This window comes from Shewanella sp. KT0246 (assembly GCF_019654955.1).
GTDB lineage: Bacteria > Pseudomonadota > Gammaproteobacteria > Enterobacterales > Shewanellaceae > Shewanella > Shewanella goraebulensis.
The window spans coordinates 1-18402 of sequence record NZ_BPEV01000011.1 but is presented as its reverse complement, the minus strand read 5'-3'; the positions used below and the strand labels follow the sequence as shown (position 1 = coordinate 18402).

General features: G+C 40.0%; 13 protein-coding genes. 7 read left to right on the top strand and 6 right to left on the bottom strand.

Annotated features, from left to right (window positions below; translation table 11 throughout):
- The first annotated feature begins 96 nt into the window (after positions 1–96).
- Complete coding sequence (locus K5Q58_RS06990) at positions 97–2031, top strand: S9 family peptidase (RefSeq protein ID WP_220753232.1); 1935 nt, start codon at positions 97–99, stop codon at positions 2029–2031.
- Positions 2032–2153: 122 nt separating this feature from the next.
- Here K5Q58_RS06990 and K5Q58_RS06985 read toward each other — a convergent pair whose 3' ends face one another.
- Entirely contained in the window at positions 2154–4292 is a 2139-nt protein-coding gene (locus K5Q58_RS06985; protein WP_220753231.1) for a TonB-dependent siderophore receptor, read from the bottom strand.
- A 575-nt stretch (positions 4293–4867) separates the two neighbouring features.
- Between K5Q58_RS06985 and K5Q58_RS06980 the strand changes: the two genes are divergently transcribed.
- Positions 4868–5950, top strand: coding sequence for a PepSY domain-containing protein (locus K5Q58_RS06980; RefSeq protein ID WP_220753230.1), 1083 nt, complete (start codon positions 4868–4870; stop codon positions 5948–5950).
- A gap of 111 nt (positions 5951–6061) precedes the next feature.
- Here the strand turns inward: K5Q58_RS06980 and K5Q58_RS06975 are convergent, their stop codons facing one another.
- Positions 6062–6652, bottom strand: coding sequence for a prepilin-type N-terminal cleavage/methylation domain-containing protein (locus tag K5Q58_RS06975; RefSeq protein WP_259651266.1), 591 nt, complete (start codon positions 6650–6652; stop codon positions 6062–6064).
- A gap of 207 nt (positions 6653–6859) precedes the next feature.
- Positions 6860–7438, bottom strand: coding sequence for a Fe-S biogenesis protein NfuA (gene nfuA / locus K5Q58_RS06970; RefSeq protein WP_220753229.1), 579 nt, complete (start codon positions 7436–7438; stop codon positions 6860–6862).
- A gap of 294 nt (positions 7439–7732) precedes the next feature.
- Between nfuA and K5Q58_RS06965 the strand changes: the two genes are divergently transcribed.
- Positions 7733–10309, top strand: coding sequence for a M14 family metallopeptidase (locus tag K5Q58_RS06965; protein ID WP_220753228.1), 2577 nt, complete (start codon positions 7733–7735; stop codon positions 10307–10309).
- A gap of 7 nt (positions 10310–10316) precedes the next feature.
- Here K5Q58_RS06965 and K5Q58_RS06960 read toward each other — a convergent pair whose 3' ends face one another.
- Complete coding sequence (locus tag K5Q58_RS06960) at positions 10317–11111, bottom strand: ComF family protein (RefSeq protein ID WP_220753227.1); 795 nt, start codon at positions 11109–11111, stop codon at positions 10317–10319.
- A 58-nt stretch (positions 11112–11169) separates the two neighbouring features.
- On the opposite strand from K5Q58_RS06960, the gene bioH reads away from it, so the two are divergent.
- The 4 genes from bioH to K5Q58_RS06940 all read left to right on the top strand — a co-directional run bounded on the left by bioH (position 11170) and on the right by K5Q58_RS06940 (position 14577).
- Positions 11170–11970 (top strand): pimeloyl-ACP methyl ester esterase BioH, encoded by an 801-nt coding sequence (bioH, locus tag K5Q58_RS06955; protein ID WP_220753226.1) that lies wholly within the window; start codon positions 11170–11172, stop codon positions 11968–11970.
- A gap of 66 nt (positions 11971–12036) precedes the next feature.
- A complete protein-coding gene (locus tag K5Q58_RS06950) occupies positions 12037–12570 on the top strand; it encodes a hypothetical protein (RefSeq protein ID WP_220753225.1) in 534 nt (177 codons plus the stop codon).
- A gap of 418 nt (positions 12571–12988) precedes the next feature.
- A complete protein-coding gene (locus K5Q58_RS06945; RefSeq protein ID WP_220753224.1) occupies positions 12989–13279 on the top strand; it encodes a putative quinol monooxygenase in 291 nt (96 codons plus the stop codon).
- Positions 13280–13650: 371 nt separating this feature from the next.
- Positions 13651–14577 carry a hypothetical protein gene (locus tag K5Q58_RS06940; protein ID WP_220753223.1) on the top strand — a complete coding sequence of 309 codons (927 nt, stop codon included), beginning with the start codon at positions 13651–13653 and terminating at the stop codon, positions 14575–14577.
- A gap of 131 nt (positions 14578–14708) precedes the next feature.
- Here the strand turns inward: K5Q58_RS06940 and K5Q58_RS06935 are convergent, their stop codons facing one another.
- Both K5Q58_RS06935 and K5Q58_RS06930 read right to left on the bottom strand, forming a co-directional pair.
- Positions 14709–17057 (bottom strand): Tex family protein, encoded by a 2349-nt coding sequence (locus tag K5Q58_RS06935; RefSeq protein WP_220753222.1) that lies wholly within the window; start codon positions 17055–17057, stop codon positions 14709–14711.
- 470 nt (positions 17058–17527) lie between these two features.
- The coding region (locus K5Q58_RS06930; RefSeq protein ID WP_220753221.1) for a helix-turn-helix transcriptional regulator at positions 17528–18402 on the bottom strand (875 nt) is incomplete at its 5' end.

Sequence of the window (18402 nt, the reverse complement as noted above, 5' to 3'; positions counted from 1 at the left end):
TCATTACATAGGTTTAGCGTTAGTAAAACTGGATTTGTCCATCTTTTTACTGATAACATGTGTGCAACATATTTATGTTCAACACGGAAAGTTTGAATGAAAAGGATTTTACTTATACTAACAGCATCAATGTTGCTGTTATCTTCACTGATGTCATTTGCAGAAAATCAGCAACTACCTGTTGAAGCGTTTGCCAGTATCCCTGATGTCAGTCATGTCACTATGTCTCCCAATGGCACTAAAATCGCCTCTTTAGTTCGCTCTGAAGCTAAAGGAATGGAAGGCACGTTAGTCAATATTCTCGATATTGATACTCGTGAATCTTCTTACCCCATTCAAACTGACAATGAAAAATTTGTTATTTTATCCATGAGCTGGGCAAATGATGATTTGCTACTCATAAAAGCTAAGTTTCCCGCTGTTCGTTTCGGTACTCCAACCACAGAAACTCGCATCATTAAGTATTCTCTGAGTAAGAAAAAAACCTCTAACTTACTAAGTCGTTTTGGACTTAAAAAGTTTAAATGGATGCCACAAATCCAATCAAATATTATCGATTACCTTCCCGATGACGACAAATACTTGTTACTGGGTACTAATGGCATTGGTAATAAAGCTCAATTTGAGTCGGTCATCCAAGTTAACTTAAATAACGGCAATATCCGTTTTGAGCAACCTGCTGAAGCAAACGTTACAAACTGGATAACGGATAGACAAAATAGAATTCGAATTGGCATTTACCGTAAAGAAACCCAATACCGAATTTACGAGCAAGAAGATGCCCACAAAGATAGAAGAATTTTATGGGAGTTCGAAGCTTTCGAGGAAGATCAGGTTTGGCCAATGGGCTTTGCTCAGGATAAAAACATCCTCTATGTTCAAGCTTATCATGAAGGTTTTGAAGCTATCTTCAAGGTTGATTTACGCGACCCTGAGCTTGCTAAAGAATTAGTATTCAGTAAAGAGTTTAACGACGTCGAAGGTTCATTGATTTATTCAAAACTCAAACAAAAGATTATTGGTATTGATGATGGCGATGAGTCTGAATATACCTTCTGGGATGAAGAGTATATCGGCCTCGTTAATGGCCTAAACAAAGCTCTGCCTGAATACCGCAATTATATAACCCAGTTTAGTGATAATGAGCGTCGATACATTGTGTATTCAACCAACTCAAAAGAAGCAGGCACTTATCTATTTGGTGACCGCGATGCTGGAGAACTATTCCCGATTGCTTATCGATATAAAAAACTAACACCTGATTTATTGGCTAACACCCAAACCTTATCGTACAAAGCTAGAGATGGTTTAGAGATCCAAGCCTTCTTAACCACACCGTTAGATAAAGAAGCTAAAAAGCTACCAACCATTATCTTCCCCCATGGCGGTCCTATTAGCTATGACTCCAATAGCTTTGACTACTGGACTCAGTTTTTAGCCAACAGAGGCTATGCAGTCTTTAGAATGAACTTTCGAGGCTCTGCAGGATATGGTTACGACTTCATGAAAGCAGGCCTTAAAAACTGGGGGCTCGACATGCAAAATGATGTCGAAGATGGCACTCGCTGGTTAATCGATGAAGGCATCGCCGATCCTGATAAAGTGTGTATTGTTGGCGCCAGTTATGGCGGGTATGCAGCCCTAATGGGAGTGGCTACGACTAAAGATTTATACCAATGCGCAATTAGTGTTGCTGGTGTCACCGATGTTGAATATCTGGTTAAGTCATCTCGACGTTATAGCAATTTCGATATCGTAAAAAAACAGATTGGCGATGATTATGATGCGCTTTATGAACGGTCTCCTTTAAGCAAGGCCAAAGATATCAATGTGCCAGTGTTACTTATTCATGGCGATAAAGACCGCGTTGTTAGGGTTCAACACAGTGAAGATATGTTTGAAGAGTTAGAAGACCTTAAAAAACCAGTTCAATATATCGAGCTTGAAAATGGCGACCATTACCTTAGTAATAATGATCATCGAGTTAAAACCTTTATGGCCATTGAAGCATTTTTGTCGAAAAACTTATAACACCGTAGCTAAGTATTGGACAATAAAAAAGGCCCTAGTGTAATCACAATACACTAGGGCCTTTCACTATAACGCTTTACAAATATTTGGTGCTTAATTCTGTGAACTTAACAACCTGTAAATTAGAACTTTGCTTCAAACGCTAAGCTAAAGTTTCTACCTTCACCCACAGTGACGTCAGTGTTAGTACCGCCACCTAAGTAGTCAGTATCAAATAGGTTTTTAACGTTAAAACGCACGCTCATATCAGTATTTTGTACGGCAAATGTATATGCTGCACCAAAATCAAAACGAACATAATCATCTTTAACAATGGTGTTTTGTGTATTAGCAAAACGCTCACCCACATAAATTGCACCAATGTTTAAAGCTAAATCATCAGTGACTTCGTAACGTGTCCAGATATTAGCTGACCACTCAGGTGCATCAACAGGCGTTTTACCGTCAAGCTGTGCAGTATCTTCTGCACTAGTAATGTATTCAGCATCTAAGTACATCATTGAGCTCGTTACGAACACATTGTCGCTAACTTGACCTTGTGCACCCATTTCGAAACCACGGTGTTGCTGCTTACCACTTTGAGTCGTGATGTATTCTTTATCGCCAATTGGTTGTTCAAGTTGTTCTTGCACAGTCACGTTTGTCACTGTGGTATCGAACACGGCACCCGTTAACAATAAGCCACCATCAAACAGTTCCCACTTAGTACCGATTTCGTATTGCTCACCGTACTCAGGCTCTAAATCCATACCATCATTCACATCGTTATCACTGTTAACGATTGATTGAGGGTTGAAACTCTTTGAGTAATTGACATAAATACTGCCATTCTCAGATGGTGAGTAAATCACACCAAACTTAGGTGATACAGCGTAACTGTTCTCACCTTCACCATCTTTCTTTTGCTCATCATAACGAACACCAGCAAGCACTTGCCACTCATCGTTGATGGTCATTAAATCTTGTACATAGAAGCCATAATGCTTATAGCTAGACTCGTATTTAGTGGTGTCATTGTTGTAATCTAGACCTGGATTTGGTACCGATTCCCCAGGTTTAACAATTTGCGCTTCGCCACTGTCTTTAAGCTGACCGTAATAATAGTCAAGCATATTAGCGCCGACTAATAATTGATGTTCCATACCAAAGGCATTCACAATACCCGTGAAATCCATATAACCTGTTTTGTGTTGCCAATCATCGTAACGGTCAAAGGCATTAATTTGGTAACCTTCGGTCACAGGATCCATACCCGACACCATAGAAGGAGACGAATCTAAACGTTGGCGAGTAAAGGTTTGGTGGTTATAACCAGTGGTCATTTTCCAGTCGTCAGAAATATACCAAGTTAAGTCAGCACCTAAGTTTTCTACGTTGTTGTCAGTGAATGCCCAAGACATATCCCAGATATCTTCACGGTCGCCAACTAAGTCACCATTGTCGTCTAACCAACCACCTCTATCGATACCCGTTTTGTCATCGGTGTAATCATATTTAACCGACAGCATCACGTCATCGTGTAAGTCAAATTCAAGGTTGATGTAACCTAAAAAGCGGTCACGCTCTTGTTCTTGCTCACCGTTACCGTCTTGGTATTCACGCCAGTATTTCGTATCTTGCTTCACTAACACTGTGCGGTAGCGAATAGATTCAGCATCGTTTAACGCGCCTCCTGCATCTAACTGAAAACGAGTAGAACCGTGAGCATCGGTATCAAATGCGACATCAAATAACGTGTCATAGGTAGGCTTTTTGGTCACCATGTTAATCAAGCCACCAGGACCTGACTGACCGTATAACATGCTTGATGGACCTTTCAACACTTCAACTTGTTGTAGTGTTTCAATCGGTTGAACGTAGTGAGACCATTGTTGCTGACCATTAATTAAAAAGCCGCTACCTGAATCTAATTCAAAACCACGAATGTTGAATACTTGGCGGTTCCACTTTTCACTACCACCCGTCACACTTGAATCATTGACCAATACTTCTGAAAGGTTTCTTGCTAACTGCTCGTCAGTCACAAAATCTGGAATGACGTTAACCGATTGCGGCGTGTCCATTAAATCAATGTCACCACGCATAGCACCTGAAGAAGAGCCAACTTTGTAGTTATTGAAGTTCATACCCGTTACTTGAATACGCTCAATTTCAGCGGTAAACCCCTGACTTGATTCAGTGTTATTAGCAGCTTCTTCTGCTGCCACTGATGCTGACGCTAAGCTTGCTACAACAGCGAACGCAATTGGTGAAATTCTCATACAAAATAGCCCTTAATTTGGCAGTTATCGTTAATGAGATGGATTATCATTTGCGTTTCGTGTTTTGGGAAGTGATTTTTAACGCACAAATAGAGATTTGTGAACAACCGCACTAATGCGATTAAATCTCATTACAATTGTTGAATAGTTATTGCATATTAACTTAAATTAATGTTAATGATTCTTATCTCGTTTATATGATTCACATATACATCTGAAATACTCCTTGATAACAAGAATACACAAAATCAAAATTAACAATGACTTAACAAACTGAATTTTTCATAGAAATACTTATACACTTCACTTCCTTTGCCATTTAATTATCGATTCCACCGAACATTTAAGTGAATAGTTATTCAAATGTAAAATCCACTTATCGACGATTTTAAAACCAATGTGTGATCTTAATAGCAATAATTTGGATTAAACCTCTTCTTTACATTTCTTTAATTGTGTAAATAAATGAGATTAATTATCATTCTCGAAATTTTACTTTTGACGTTAATTTGTTCCACTTGAACTGGTTTTCCGTCACCAATTGGTCACTATTAACGTACTTTGAGAACTTCACTATGAATGTAGTCCCTGCTTTAAAATGGTTTCATAACTGGGTTGGTTTCGTCATCAGTGTTTCTATGCTGATTGTATTGACGACTGGTGTTTATCTTGGCGGCATGGATATGCTTAAAAGAATGGACGACAAAGGGCAGCAATATGTGCCGTTAACGTCTGAGCAAAAAGCACACGTTACCGAAACACTTTTTGAACGTTACCCTGACATGAGCACGGTTCGCTTTCCAACTGAATACTCTCCGTATGTCGAAATTGCCGCAAGAGGTCACTCGATTGCTTTTGATAACGACTTAAATGAACTCTCAACCTATAAAATGAGAGACATTCCACTCTATAGCACCATGTTCTGGCTACACCGTAACTTCTTATTAGGTGATTTTGGTAAATACCTTAATGCATGGGCATCGATGATCGGTGGTGTTATTACCTTAGTGGGTATTTATCTTTGGTGGCGTGTTCGCAAAACATTCAGGTTAAAACATTCAATCCCAAGCAATACTAAGTCAAGCAGCTTAGTAAAAAGCCACATTCAACTAGGGCTTTTCATCTCAGTTCCTTTGTTTTTACTGTGTATTACTGGCTTTTTAATTACCTATAAAGGGTTGTGGACAGGCGCACTTAAAACAACGCCCGATAGCAGTATTCAATACCCAATCAGCCAAGCAAAAGATTGGCAAAGCCAAATTCAAACGGCACAAAGTGTATGGCCAGATTCTGAGTTAGTATCAATCAGCAAGCCACGTCAGCCTAGACCCGATCCAAAAGCGAAGGCAGAGGCACCGAAAAAGCCTGTTGACGCAATTTATAGCTATCGATTTAATACCCATAATGACGTCTGGTTACGTCAAGCTGATAGCATCAACATGAACTATGACAAAGGCACGATTAAGTCGGCACTGCTTCATAGCGAAAGACCACTTTCAGGCCAAATTGCTACGTTTGTTAGACCTTTGCATGACGCGATGAATATGCCGTTTAAGTATGTGGCATTTATCACTGTCATCGCATTGATTGGCACTGTGATTTTAATATTCAGCGCCGTGACTTTTTACCGACGAATTTTTAAAAAGAAGCGTAAGTAACCAACCGTTTGGTTACTCCCTTTAGTTGGGGCTAATGTTTAAACGTTAAAAAGCGGCTTACTGATTTCAGTAAGCCGCTTTTTATATGTTTACGCTTTATTTACGGTCATATTAATCGTCAATGAATTCGTTGACAGTACCTGCTACGGAGTCATAAACAATCTTTATTTCTGCTCGGTTTCTGCCCCGAGTATCACCCAATGTACGCAATACATATGTACACTGCGTCGCACCAGAGCCACCATCAGCACTATGGCGATATGACTCGAAGTCCACATTATCAGCAGTATTTCTTATAGCAACTGAGGGTGGGTCTTCAATAAGGCTATTCCACAAATCAACGCAACCAGCCTGGCCTTGGCCGATGTTGACAGGATTACCCATTGGATTGCCTTTCCCAGTTCCTAATGGATAACCAAAGGCATTCATGTCTAAATCATCATCAGCAAAATCAGGCAAATCATTCATGGCGCCATTTGCACCAATCACTTGCCAACGAGTATGAGAAAAAGTCACTGATTGCTGAAATGATGCCGCAATCGCCTGTACCCGACTGATTTCGGCATCTCGTTTAAGATCAATAAACTTACTAACAGCTACCACAGCCAAAATCGCGAGTACGATAATGACTACCACCAACTCAATTAAGGTAAAGCCTGCAGAACGTGCCAATACATTGTTATTTTTTATTGAAATAAGCACATGTTACTCCTGTGTTACCTCTTTAGATTTAACACAAGCTTGACACTGACGAGCAGTTACCTCAACCCAAAGTGCTATATTTATTCTCTAAATGGAATGATTTTTGACTATTATGCGACCCAGCCTATTCCCTCTAGGCATAAAAAAACGCAGCTTATGAGCTGCGTTTTTATTGTCTATCTTAGTATTAAGATATCACCTTAGTGATTACTGGTAAGAGTGAGAACCATGTTGATGATCTGTCACGTCTTTAACGCCCGATAATTCACCTGGGAACATGTCTAATAATTGCTTCTCAATACCATCTTTCAAGGTGATATCAACTTGAGAACAACCATTACAACCACCACCAAACTGAAGTACTGCAGTACCTTCTTCAGTGATTTCAACTAACATGATGTTACCACCATGGCTGGCTAACTGTGGGTTGATTTCAGATTGAATCACATACTCAATACGCTCTTTTAGCGGTGCATCAGAAGCCACTTTACGCATTTTTGCGTTAGGTGCTTTAAGCGTTAACTGTGAGCCAAGTTGGTCAGTCACAAAATCAATGCTCGCTTCTTCTAAAAATGGCGCACTCTTTTCATCAACCATGGCACTGAAACCAGTAAATGGTAATTCAGTATCGTCAGCTTCAACAGCATCAGGTGGACAATAAGATACACCGCACTCAGCTTGAGCGGTACCTGGACTGATGACAAACACACGGATATGAGTGCCTTCAGGTTGATCGGCCAGTAATTTTACAAAATGAGCCTGAGCCGTATCAGTAATGTTGATCATAAAAACTGCTCCGTTGGGTAGTACTTGAGTAAGGACCAACTTAATTAAGAATCACCTTAAATAAGCTAGTACTTGAGTAATTTAGTAGGTTTAGCGACATGATACTCTTAGTTGCGTCGGCTTTATAGTCCTGCATGAAGCAACTGTGACAAAAAATAGTCTATTTAGGTCGGTTTTTAATGGAGATTTAAGGCTAATCACTTTATTGTTATTACATGGTTTTCTTTTTATGATCTTGTTTCTCATATGATTAGCTTACATGCCTTACTTGCGCGTTTGTCAGTTAGAACACTGATGACTTTTTTTATCTGTATACCTGCTTTGGCCTCTGCCAGCGATCTTTCACACCCAGAAACACGTATTGAGCAACGCCTGCAAGCTGAAGATATTAATACACGTTTGACTCAGCCCGCCCAATACCTCGGCTATCCATTGGGCGAGTGGCACTTGCGACATGATCAAATTAACCATTATTTGCAAAAGCTCGCGAGTGAAAGTAGTCGTGTCTCCTTGGATTCAGCAGGATTCAGTGAAGAGCGCCGCGAGCAATTAACTGCTGTGATAACGTCAGAAGAAAACCAACGAAACCTCGCTGACATTATCGAATACCGCAGCAACATCAAATATGGCACCATGCAAACTAAACGCACCAATAGCAATCCACTGGTGGTGTGGCTCGCTTATTCAATCCATGGTGATGAAGCCAGTGGTGCTCACGCAGCTATAGCATTAAGCCATTACCTCGCCGCAGCCAATGAACCCTGGGTAAAAGAGTTACTCGACAATACCGTAATTTTACTTACACCCACTCAAAATCCAGATGGTTTTGATCGCTTTTCAAACTGGGCTAACAATAATAGAGGTAAAGTTATTGTCACTGACAATAACCATCGCGAGCATAACCAAGATTGGCCAGGCGGACGTTTTAATCACTACTTAGCTGATTTAAACCGCGACTGGTTATTTCTACGCCATCCAGCATCACAAGGTCGAGTGGCCTTTTTCCATAAATGGCAGCCCCACTATGTGGGCGATTTCCATGAAATGTGGCACCAGCAATCTTACTTTTTTCAACCCGGTGTGCCAGACAGAGTGAACCCGTTAACCAAGCCGGAAAATCAGGCGTTATCTAATGAGTTAGCAGCCTTTCATCGCAAAGCATTAGACGAAGTCAAACAAGTCTATTTTAGCGGCCAGATGTTTGATGATTTCTTCTATGGTAAGGGATCAACTTATCCTGATATTAACGGTGCTATCGGGATTTTGTTTGAACAAGCCAGTTCTCGCGGTCAAGCACAGGATTCTCCAAACGGAGTTGTGACTTTAGCAGACAGTATTGATAATCAATTTGCGACTTCACTGTCTAGCCTCAAAGGCGCCCATGCATTACGCAAAAAGTTAATGGCTTATCAAACTAACTTTTTCTCAAGCAATGTTAAACGATTCCGTGACGGTAAACAGTCTGGCCGACTGGTAAAAGCCCATAATGGTTCAGCGCACATTAGTGAGCTTGTCAGTATTCTTGAGCAACATAAAATTAGTTTTAAATATGTGAGTAAATTAATTGAAGATGATGGTATTAATTTTACTCCTCAAGACAGCTTATTTATTCCAAACAGCCAGCCACAGCATGATTTACTGCAGGCGTTATTTGATAAACGCACAGAATTTAAAGATGAAACCTTTTATGACATTTCCACTTGGAATTTTGAATCAGCATTAGGATTAAGCGTCGTCAACAAAGCCAAACCTAGTGCCAAATCCTTATCTGACAAACCAAGCTTTAGCGTTGCTAAATCAGCTTACCCAGCGGACAGTGTGGCGTTGATAATCGATTGGCAGCAAGCTGCAGCAGGGCCAATGCTTCAGCAGCTATTAAACCAAGGCGTATTGGTAAAATACGCACAAAAGCCTTTCAGCCTTTATTCACATGAAACTGCAGATTCGAATAAAAAAGATGATAAAAAGCAGCCGACTAAACTTGTGGCAGGCAGCTTACAAATTCCGTTAAAACAACCCCAATTTAGCGCTACTGAACTTGCTGATATTGTTGCTAACGCTGCACAAAAGTACCAAGTTAATGTCATCGCCTCTGCAAGCTCACATACCGCAACAGGGATGGACTTAGGCAGTGATGATTTCATCAAAATTAACCCGGTCACTCCTTTAGTGATAACGGGAGCTGACACCAATGCCTCAGAAACCGGTCAAATCTGGTTTTACCTTGATAAGACCCTAGGTATTCCCACAACCATGGTCAACACTGAGCGTTTAGTTTCGCTGGATTTATCCGCTTATAGTCATATCTTTATGGCAGATGGACCTTATCATTTAATCAGTGATGCAACATCGAGAAAGTTAGGTAAATACGTCACTGAAGGCGGTACCATCGTGGCGCAAAAAAGGGCATTAATTTGGCTTAATAAGCGTAATATTTTAAATTCTGAACCGAAAACAAAACGCGAATTAGCAAAACTGTTTAGCACCACGGGGATGGATTTCGGTGACAAATCAAAACTGAAAGCCCGCCAATCAATCGGCGGGGCGATTGTATCGTTAAAACTTGATAGGACTCACCCTATTGCCTTTGGTTTGCCTAATCCACTACAGGTAATGAAAAACCGTGAAATTAGTTTTAACCTCACTTCGACGCCATTTATTGTGGCAGCAGAATACGAGAATGACTTATTAGTCAGTGGCTTCCTTGCTAAAGAATATCAACGCTCTTTTGCTAATACGCCAGCAATGATTGTTGAAACAAAAGGCAAAGGGAAAATCGTCGCATTAACCGATAATTTGTTATTTAGGAATATATGGCTGGGCTCAGAAAAGGTCTTCGCCAACGCACTGTACTTTGTGCCCACGATATAACTCTTACTTATAACAGTCCTGGTGCTTCTGCTCTGGCTAAGCACCAGCATTGAACATGCACATATTCTGCAGTAAACAGTTTACTGATTTCATTGATGGTTGTGCCTGTTGTCACGACGTCATCAATTAACGCGACTCGCTGAAAAGTTATTTTCTGGGTTAACTTAAATGCGTCTTCGCAGTTTAAACGCCTTGCTTTACCATCTAAACCTGCTTGCGCTTTGGTATCAAGGTGCCGTCTGAGTAATGCATCATCCATCTTAATTCCCAATTGCTGGCTCAGTATATTGGCAATCAACCATGCTTGATTAAATCCGCGGGATTTTAAACGATTAACATGTAATGGCACAGGAATGATCACCTGTGGTAATTGAATAATACCCCTTGCAACCAAATCCATTACTCGAATAGCCAATACCTGCACTAGCGCATGCAATGGGGCGCACTGTTGCCGATATTTTATCGCGGAGATTAACTCGCCTAGGCCTTGATGATAACTACATGGAGCGACTACCATTATTGGCTCACGCCGCTGACATTGACCGCAATATCGCTGCAGTATTTGGATACCTTTGCCACAACCTAAACACACTTCATGCTGATATAAGCCTGCAATAAGACAGTATTGGCAGATACCTGTCTGTGGTTTTTGTTGTTCAAACCCTTGCAGTTCGTTTTGAAACGGCCTGTAGTGTGGAATGTCTTGGCGACACAACAAACACCGGTTCGGCAGGTTGCGCAAAATCGTGTATTTAATCGCACGTAAGCCTGAATAACAGACTTGTGGGAGTTGCCAATCCATATAATATCCTTATCCTGTATGGAAATTACCCTCCATTACTCAACCGAAAGGGAATCCTGTGCAATCCAATTTACCAAAGCTAGATGCTCATACTATTGGTGAAGGCCAAGATCTTATTTTACTTCATGGTTGGGGGGTAAATTCTGCCGTTTTTCATCCATTACAAACGGCGCTTAGTGAGTATAGAGTGCATTATGTGGATCTGCCGGGATTTGGTAACAGCAAAGAAAATAGCGGAGATATTAGCGCTTGGGCTGCACAACTTTCCGCCCAATTACCTAAAAACGCTATTTGGCTCGGCTGGTCATTAGGTGGATTAGTCGCCAGCCAAATTGCCATTAATCACCCTGAATCTGTCAAAGCATTAATTACAGTCGCTTCATCGCCATGTTTTATGGCACAAGAGGCGAAAACGGACTCAGAGCAAGTAACTTGGCCGGGTATCGCCCCCAAAGTTTTAGCCCAATTTTCCGCTCAACTTAATGTGAATTTAGCTAAAACGGTCGAGCGATTTCTAGCAATACAAGCTATGGGTAGTGACTCAGCTAAAGATGATATTGTCACGATTAAAAAGCTAGTGTTAGCCAAACCATTACCGAGTCAGAGCGTATTAGATCAAGGATTAAGTATGCTACGCACTGTTGATTTGCGTGATCAGCTGCATTTGATTGAACAACCATGGTTAAGAATTTGGGGTAAATGTGACAGTTTGGTGCCGAAGAAGATCCCAACTATTTTACCTCAAGTAACAAATACAACAGACGTCATTCACAATAAAGCATCCCACGCACCGTTCATTTCACACCCTCAGGCGTTTTTGGATGAATTACTACCATGGATCAAAAAACAAGCAACTTAACCCTATAAAACCTCTTGCTAATTGACTATAATTTAAACGTTATTAGCCATTGCTTAAGTGAGTTTTATGCTGGTTGTCACCAATTATCCCCAAGTACCGATTGCGACAAGTAATGTTGCAACCGATCTTGCGCGCGCGGATAACCAGCAAGCTAAACCGATATTGCCGCCGCAAGAATTATCTAAAGCACATCAAGAACGTGCTTACAATCAACAAAATGAGCGACTAACACGTCATGAGTTGATCGAGCAAAAACAGCAGCAAAAGCAATCTAACGAACAACAATTAACGCAACAGCAAGCTCAGCAACAAGCTTTGGGGCCAAAAGGCATATTCCCACAATTATTACGAGTTGCGGCTAACAGTAACCCAACTATTCAGCGCCGTGATATTCAACAGAAAAATGCTCAGTCGACCAATGTTGAAGCAGAGAAAAGCACCAACAAAGATAACTCCCGTGCGATTCAAAGCTTATTGTTAAATGAAGCCTCTGCAGAACAGTCAGAAGCGTTTTATCAGCAGCTTGGCGAGCGTGTTGGTCAGTTTTATCAGCAACAAACTACCCCTTCAAGTCAAAACCAACTATTTGCTCTCGTTTAACCCTAAGTTAAATATTCAAGCAAACTTCGTTGCGATTCAGCAAATCTAGATTTTTCTTCATTTAGTGTACTTGATTTAGTGTACTTGAACCTTTTCGTTTCCATAGCTCAGCAACCTGTAGCCTTATTTATTTGAAAGTCAGCATATGATTCGCTTAGAAATATCATCATTCAGCTAGCCACTGATAGTTTTTAGCCAGTTCATCACTTAGTGGCTGTCTATAGCTACACTCTAGCTTACTGCACTTGATTCATTAGGTTTCTGATTGAACAATTATCAATTTTTATTTGATAATATTTCAAACTTTACCCTGTTTATTAGGTCTCTTGAAAAGCCTAATATAGCTACATCAAACGGAAACACGCTCACACCAATAAGCCGTTTCTGTTTTAAACTCACAAGCTATAGGACATCCAACATGACTAAATTAACTATCGTTGCCAACATTATTGCTAAAGCCGACAAAGTAGATCTCGTAAAAGCCGAGTTGCTTAAACTGATTGAAATGACTCGAGCGGAAGCAGGTTGCATCAATTATGACTTGCACCAAGACAACGAAAACCCAGCTCACTTCATGTTTTACGAAAACTGGGATACACGTGAATTATGGCAAACACATATGGGTAACACTCATTTAGCTGAATACATGGCAGCAACCGAAGGTGCAGTTGATCAATTCATTTTAAATGAAATGACCCAAATCGCTTAAGTTAGACTTCCTCCCCTTTTGTTATAAATGCGCTAAGCCTGAATTGGTTTAGCGCTTTTTTGCCATAGTAATGACATAGTAATCGCATAGTACTGTCCTTCTGAATAATCAATTGGTGTTCGATACCGTGCAACGGCAACTCATTCTTCTTAAATCAGTACCAACTGTAGAGCAGATACAGCAAGCTATTAAATGAGGTATAACGTCTACTTCATCAACTGCAGAAACAAATGAAATAACTCTTTATGCCATTCAGGGCAAGGTCAACTAAAGTTGACCTGAGATTTACGCTTTTATTGTTATTGAGTATTGATAACTAATTAATTATATTGGGATAGTAATTCAATAAAATACAAATATCGGAGGCAAAAATGACACGTTCAACGTATTTCCTTGCCACGATTATTTGTTTATTTTCCAGCTGTTTTTTTATCGCAAACACCACTCTTGCCAAAGATGTGGTTATTTTCAACCAACCCGCATCAAGTAAAGACTCTCGCTACCAATATAGCTTTGAATTAATGAAGCTCATTTTAAAACAAACAGAGAATGATTTCGGTGACTGGGAAATTGCGCATTCTGAAGTATTTATGACCCGCGATAGAGTGCTAAGCGAATTAATCAGCGGTTCATTAATCAACGTAATAGCCGAAGCTCCAAAAGTGGGTTGGAATGAGTCACTTATTCCAATTAAGCTCCCCCTGCGCAAAGGTATTCAAGGCTTTAGAGTTTTCATCATAAAACAAGAAAACTATGAAGCATTTCAACAGATTCAAACCTTAGCTCAACTTAAAAGTTATCCCACTGGCTCTGGTATATTTTGGTCCACAAGAAATGCCTTAGAACAAGCTGGTTTTGACGTTATTGTTGGTTCAAGTTATGAAGGCTTATTCCATATGCTTGAACGAGGTAGGTTTACTAGTTTTGGCCGCGGTATTAATGAAGTGTCAGATGAACTTGCTATCTATTCTCAATCGTTTCCTGAGCTCGTATTAGACGATAATGTACTTCTGCATATTCCACTGATCACCATTTTTTATGTCTCGCCCAATAACCCTAAATTAGCTGAGCGAATTCAAATCGGCATGGAACGAATAATCGCCAATGGTCAATTCGATCATGCTTTTTATCAGCAATATTGCCATGCACTTGAAAACATCAATTTAGACTCGCGAATTATTTTTAATATCGACAACCCATTGATGGAAAACGAAGAGTTCATTCAAATGCAGCAACAAGGGTTATTGCTATCACCAAAGATGAATTTTGATGAGGTTTGCCAAATTCATAGCCAATAACTTATGAGCTGTTTAAGTTATGAACAATTAACGTAGACCATTGTTTCTAAATTAAATAAAAAAGCCCAACAACTCAGTTGTTGGGCTTTTTTATTTTGCAGACTTTGCAGTTACTTGCCGCTATTCACACGTTACTTCTTAAGCTTGGCAAACGCATTAGCAAACGCATCACCCATTGCCGCATTGGCAGGGGCTTTATTTTGCTTACGTTGACCACTCTTAGCTACTGGTTTATTACCTGCAGGCTTATTCGGCTGGCCTTTATTTGATGAAACAGGCTTGTTACTGCTCGCTTTTGCTTGTAATGGCTCATCTAAGCGCATGCTTAATGCAATACGGCGACGTTCAACATCCACTTCCATGACTTTCACTTTAACCACATCACCTGCTTTAACAATCGTGTGTGGATCGCTGACAAACTTGTCTGTCAGTGAAGAGATATGCACTAAACCGTCTTGGTGAACACCAACATCAACGAAGGCACCAAAGTTAGTCACATTAGTCACCACGCCTTCGAGGATCATTTCAAGCTTAAGATCTTTAAGCTCTTCAACGCCTTCTTTAAAGCTGGCGGTTTTAAACTCACCACGGGGATCACGTCCGGGTTTATCAAGCTCAGCCAAAATATCGGTAATGGTTGGTAAACCAAATTCTTCAGTAACAAATTCAGCGGCATTAAGCTGGGTTAACAGATCGCTATTCCCCATGAGCTGCTCAACTGTTTGTTGCTTCGCATTAGCAATCGACTCAACTAGCTTATAAGCTTCAGGGTGAACTGATGAGCCATCTAACGGATTTTTAGCTTGGTGAATACGTAAGAAACCTGCTGCCTGTTCATAGGCTTTAGGGCCTAAACGCGCCACTTTAAGTAGCTGTTTACGTGATTCGAACTGACCGTTTTCATCACGGTAACTGACTACGTTTTTGGCCAAGGTTTTATTTAAACCTGCCACTTGAGCCAGTAATGGGGCAGACGCCATGTTCAAGTCGACACCAACACCGTTTACACAGTCTTCAACTACAGCTTCAAGTGAGCTAGATAACTGGCTTTGGCTAACATCATGCTGATACTGCCCGACACCAATTGATTTAGGTTCAATCTTCACCAGCTCTGCTAGCGGATCTTGTAAACGACGTGCAATTGAAACGGCGCCACGAATAGATACATCAAGATTAGGAAACTCTTCCGATGCTAATTCAGAAGCAGAATAGACTGAAGCACCCGCTTCGCTGACCATAATTTTAGTCAAACTTGGGTGGGTTTCTTTCATAAAGCTAATCACTTCAGCTGCCAACTTATCGGTTTCACGAGAAGCTGTACCATTACCAATAGCAATCAACTCTACCTTATGCATTTTCACAAGATTAGATAAAGTTCGAATTGATTTATCCCACACATTTTGCGGTGCATGAGGGAAGATAGTGGTATGAGTGACAAATTTACCTGTGTTATCCACAATCGCCACTTTTACGCCAGTGCGCAAACCAGGATCAAGCCCCATGGTGGCTTTAGCGCCAGCAGGAGCAGCCATTAACAAGTCACCTAAGTTACGGGCAAACACGTTAATCGCTTCTGCTTCAGCACGTTCACGCATTTGGCTAATAAACTCAGTTTCCATTTGCAGCGCAATTTTAATACGCCATGTTGCTGTCACAACCGTTTTTAACCATTGATCGACATCAGAATCGGTCAATTTAAGATTAAAGTGGTCAGCAATAATCACCACACAATAACTGCTTTGCGCCCCTTCCGCTTTAGGGTCGGCGTTCATTGATAAACTCAATACGCCTTCGTTGCGGCCGCGGAGCATGGCTAAAGCCCGATGAGACGGCACTTTAGTGATCGCTTCAGTGTGTTCAAAGTAGTCGCGGAATTTAGCGCCTTCTTTCTCTTTTCCTTTTACCATACGACTTTCAAGCACAGCTTGTTGGCTAAGATGCTTACGTACCTTTTGCAAAAGGTCAGCATTTTCAGCAAATCGCTCCATTAAGATGAAACGTGCGCCGTCTAATACTGCTTTGGTGTCAGCAAAACCAGCTTCTACATTAATAAACTCGCTTGCTTTAGCGTCTAGATTGGCTTGGCGATTAACGATTAAGAAGTCTGCCAAGGCCAATAAACCCGCTTCAATGGCAATTTGCCCTTTAGTGCGGCGTTTAGGCTTGTAAGGCAGATAAAGATCTTCAAGACGGGTTTTACTGTCTGCACTATTAATCGCCCGCTGTAATTCTGGGGTCAGTTTACCTTGGGTATCAATGCTAGAAAGAATCACTTGTCTTCTTTCAGCCAGTTCACGTAAGTAGCCTAAACGACTATCGAGTGTTCTTAACTGAGCATCATCCAATCCACCTGTCGCCTCTTTACGGTATCGAGCAACAAACGGGACGGTGGAGCCATCATCAAGTAACGCAATGGTATCTGAAACTTGTTGCTCACGGACATTCAATTCCTGAGCGATAATCTGAGCAATACTAAGCATAAAAGGTCTTATTCGGTGTTGAATAACAAATATCGCCCAAAGATAGCATAACCAGCAAAAAACGTTTATTGAGAAAGTAAATTTTTACAGAGTATTTTTAACCTAAGATAGGATGCCAGCTCAGTTTAACGGTAATTTAGCTAGATCTTTTAGGCATTAGCAAAGCTACAGAACGGACTAAATTCTTAAAACAGAACAATCAAAATACAGGTTCGTATCAAATTTTAATTTAACGCTAGTAGACTTACTTATAGCAGGGTTATAAAAAACAATGAGTTATTATGGTTAATGAAAATTAAAAACGAGGAAGTCAATAAACAAAAACCAGCTTATACCCATAAAGAGGTACGTTAATTATTTTTATTTATTTAATTTTCTTTAAAAGAAAAAATGTACTAACAAATAACCGTAAATGATAACCATTACCATATGTAACATTTGATACATTTATTTATATACAAAAAATAAACTTATTTATCGTTAATTCGACTGACATATTCAGATGGGCAACATCCAATATTATTAGAAAAGTGACGACTAAATATTGCCAAGCTTTTAAAACCACATTCATATGCAGTAACTTTTATATTATCTTGGTTTTTCTTTAATACTAATTTTAATCTATTTGCTTTCACTTCTTTAATAATATCTTTGACACAAAGACCCATAGATTTCACTTCTCGCTGCAAGCTTCGTGTCGACATTCCTAATGCAACAGCTAATGTATCAACAGATAACTCTGCAGGAATCATACTCTTAGCAGCGGCATGAATCCTGTCTAAGCTAGTAATCGTTTCAATGCATAATGGCCTAATATCATACTGCTTACCTGGTGTTTTTTGGGCAAAAATTGACAAGTTCTGACAGTTAAATTTAACATTTTCTAATATAGCAACATTGTAACCATAAAAGCCACGCTCAAAAGGTAACTCTATAATTATATTGCAATTTACTTCTTTGTGAAAATTCAGGATTTGCATCACAGAGAGATAAACAAATAGATCATCATACTTAGAAGCACGTTCAATAGGATTTCGCTTAGCCACTAGCCCAATGTAGTCACCCGTATCAAGATTCACCCAATTTAGATCAGATACTTGGCTGTAAAACACTGTGAAATCAATCAACTTCTGAGCGATATCAACATCATCAGATAAGTCTATTTTAGTAAACTCAGTCACTCTTTTAATAAAATATTTCGCTAAATTAAGAAAGAAATAAGGGTCTTCAATATTATTTTCAATATAATTTAATAACTTGGTTATTATATTTATACCTACCCATTCTGTGTCATCAAAATATTTAAAATGGGCAAATTCCACCGGCAAATGAAAATCAATACTAT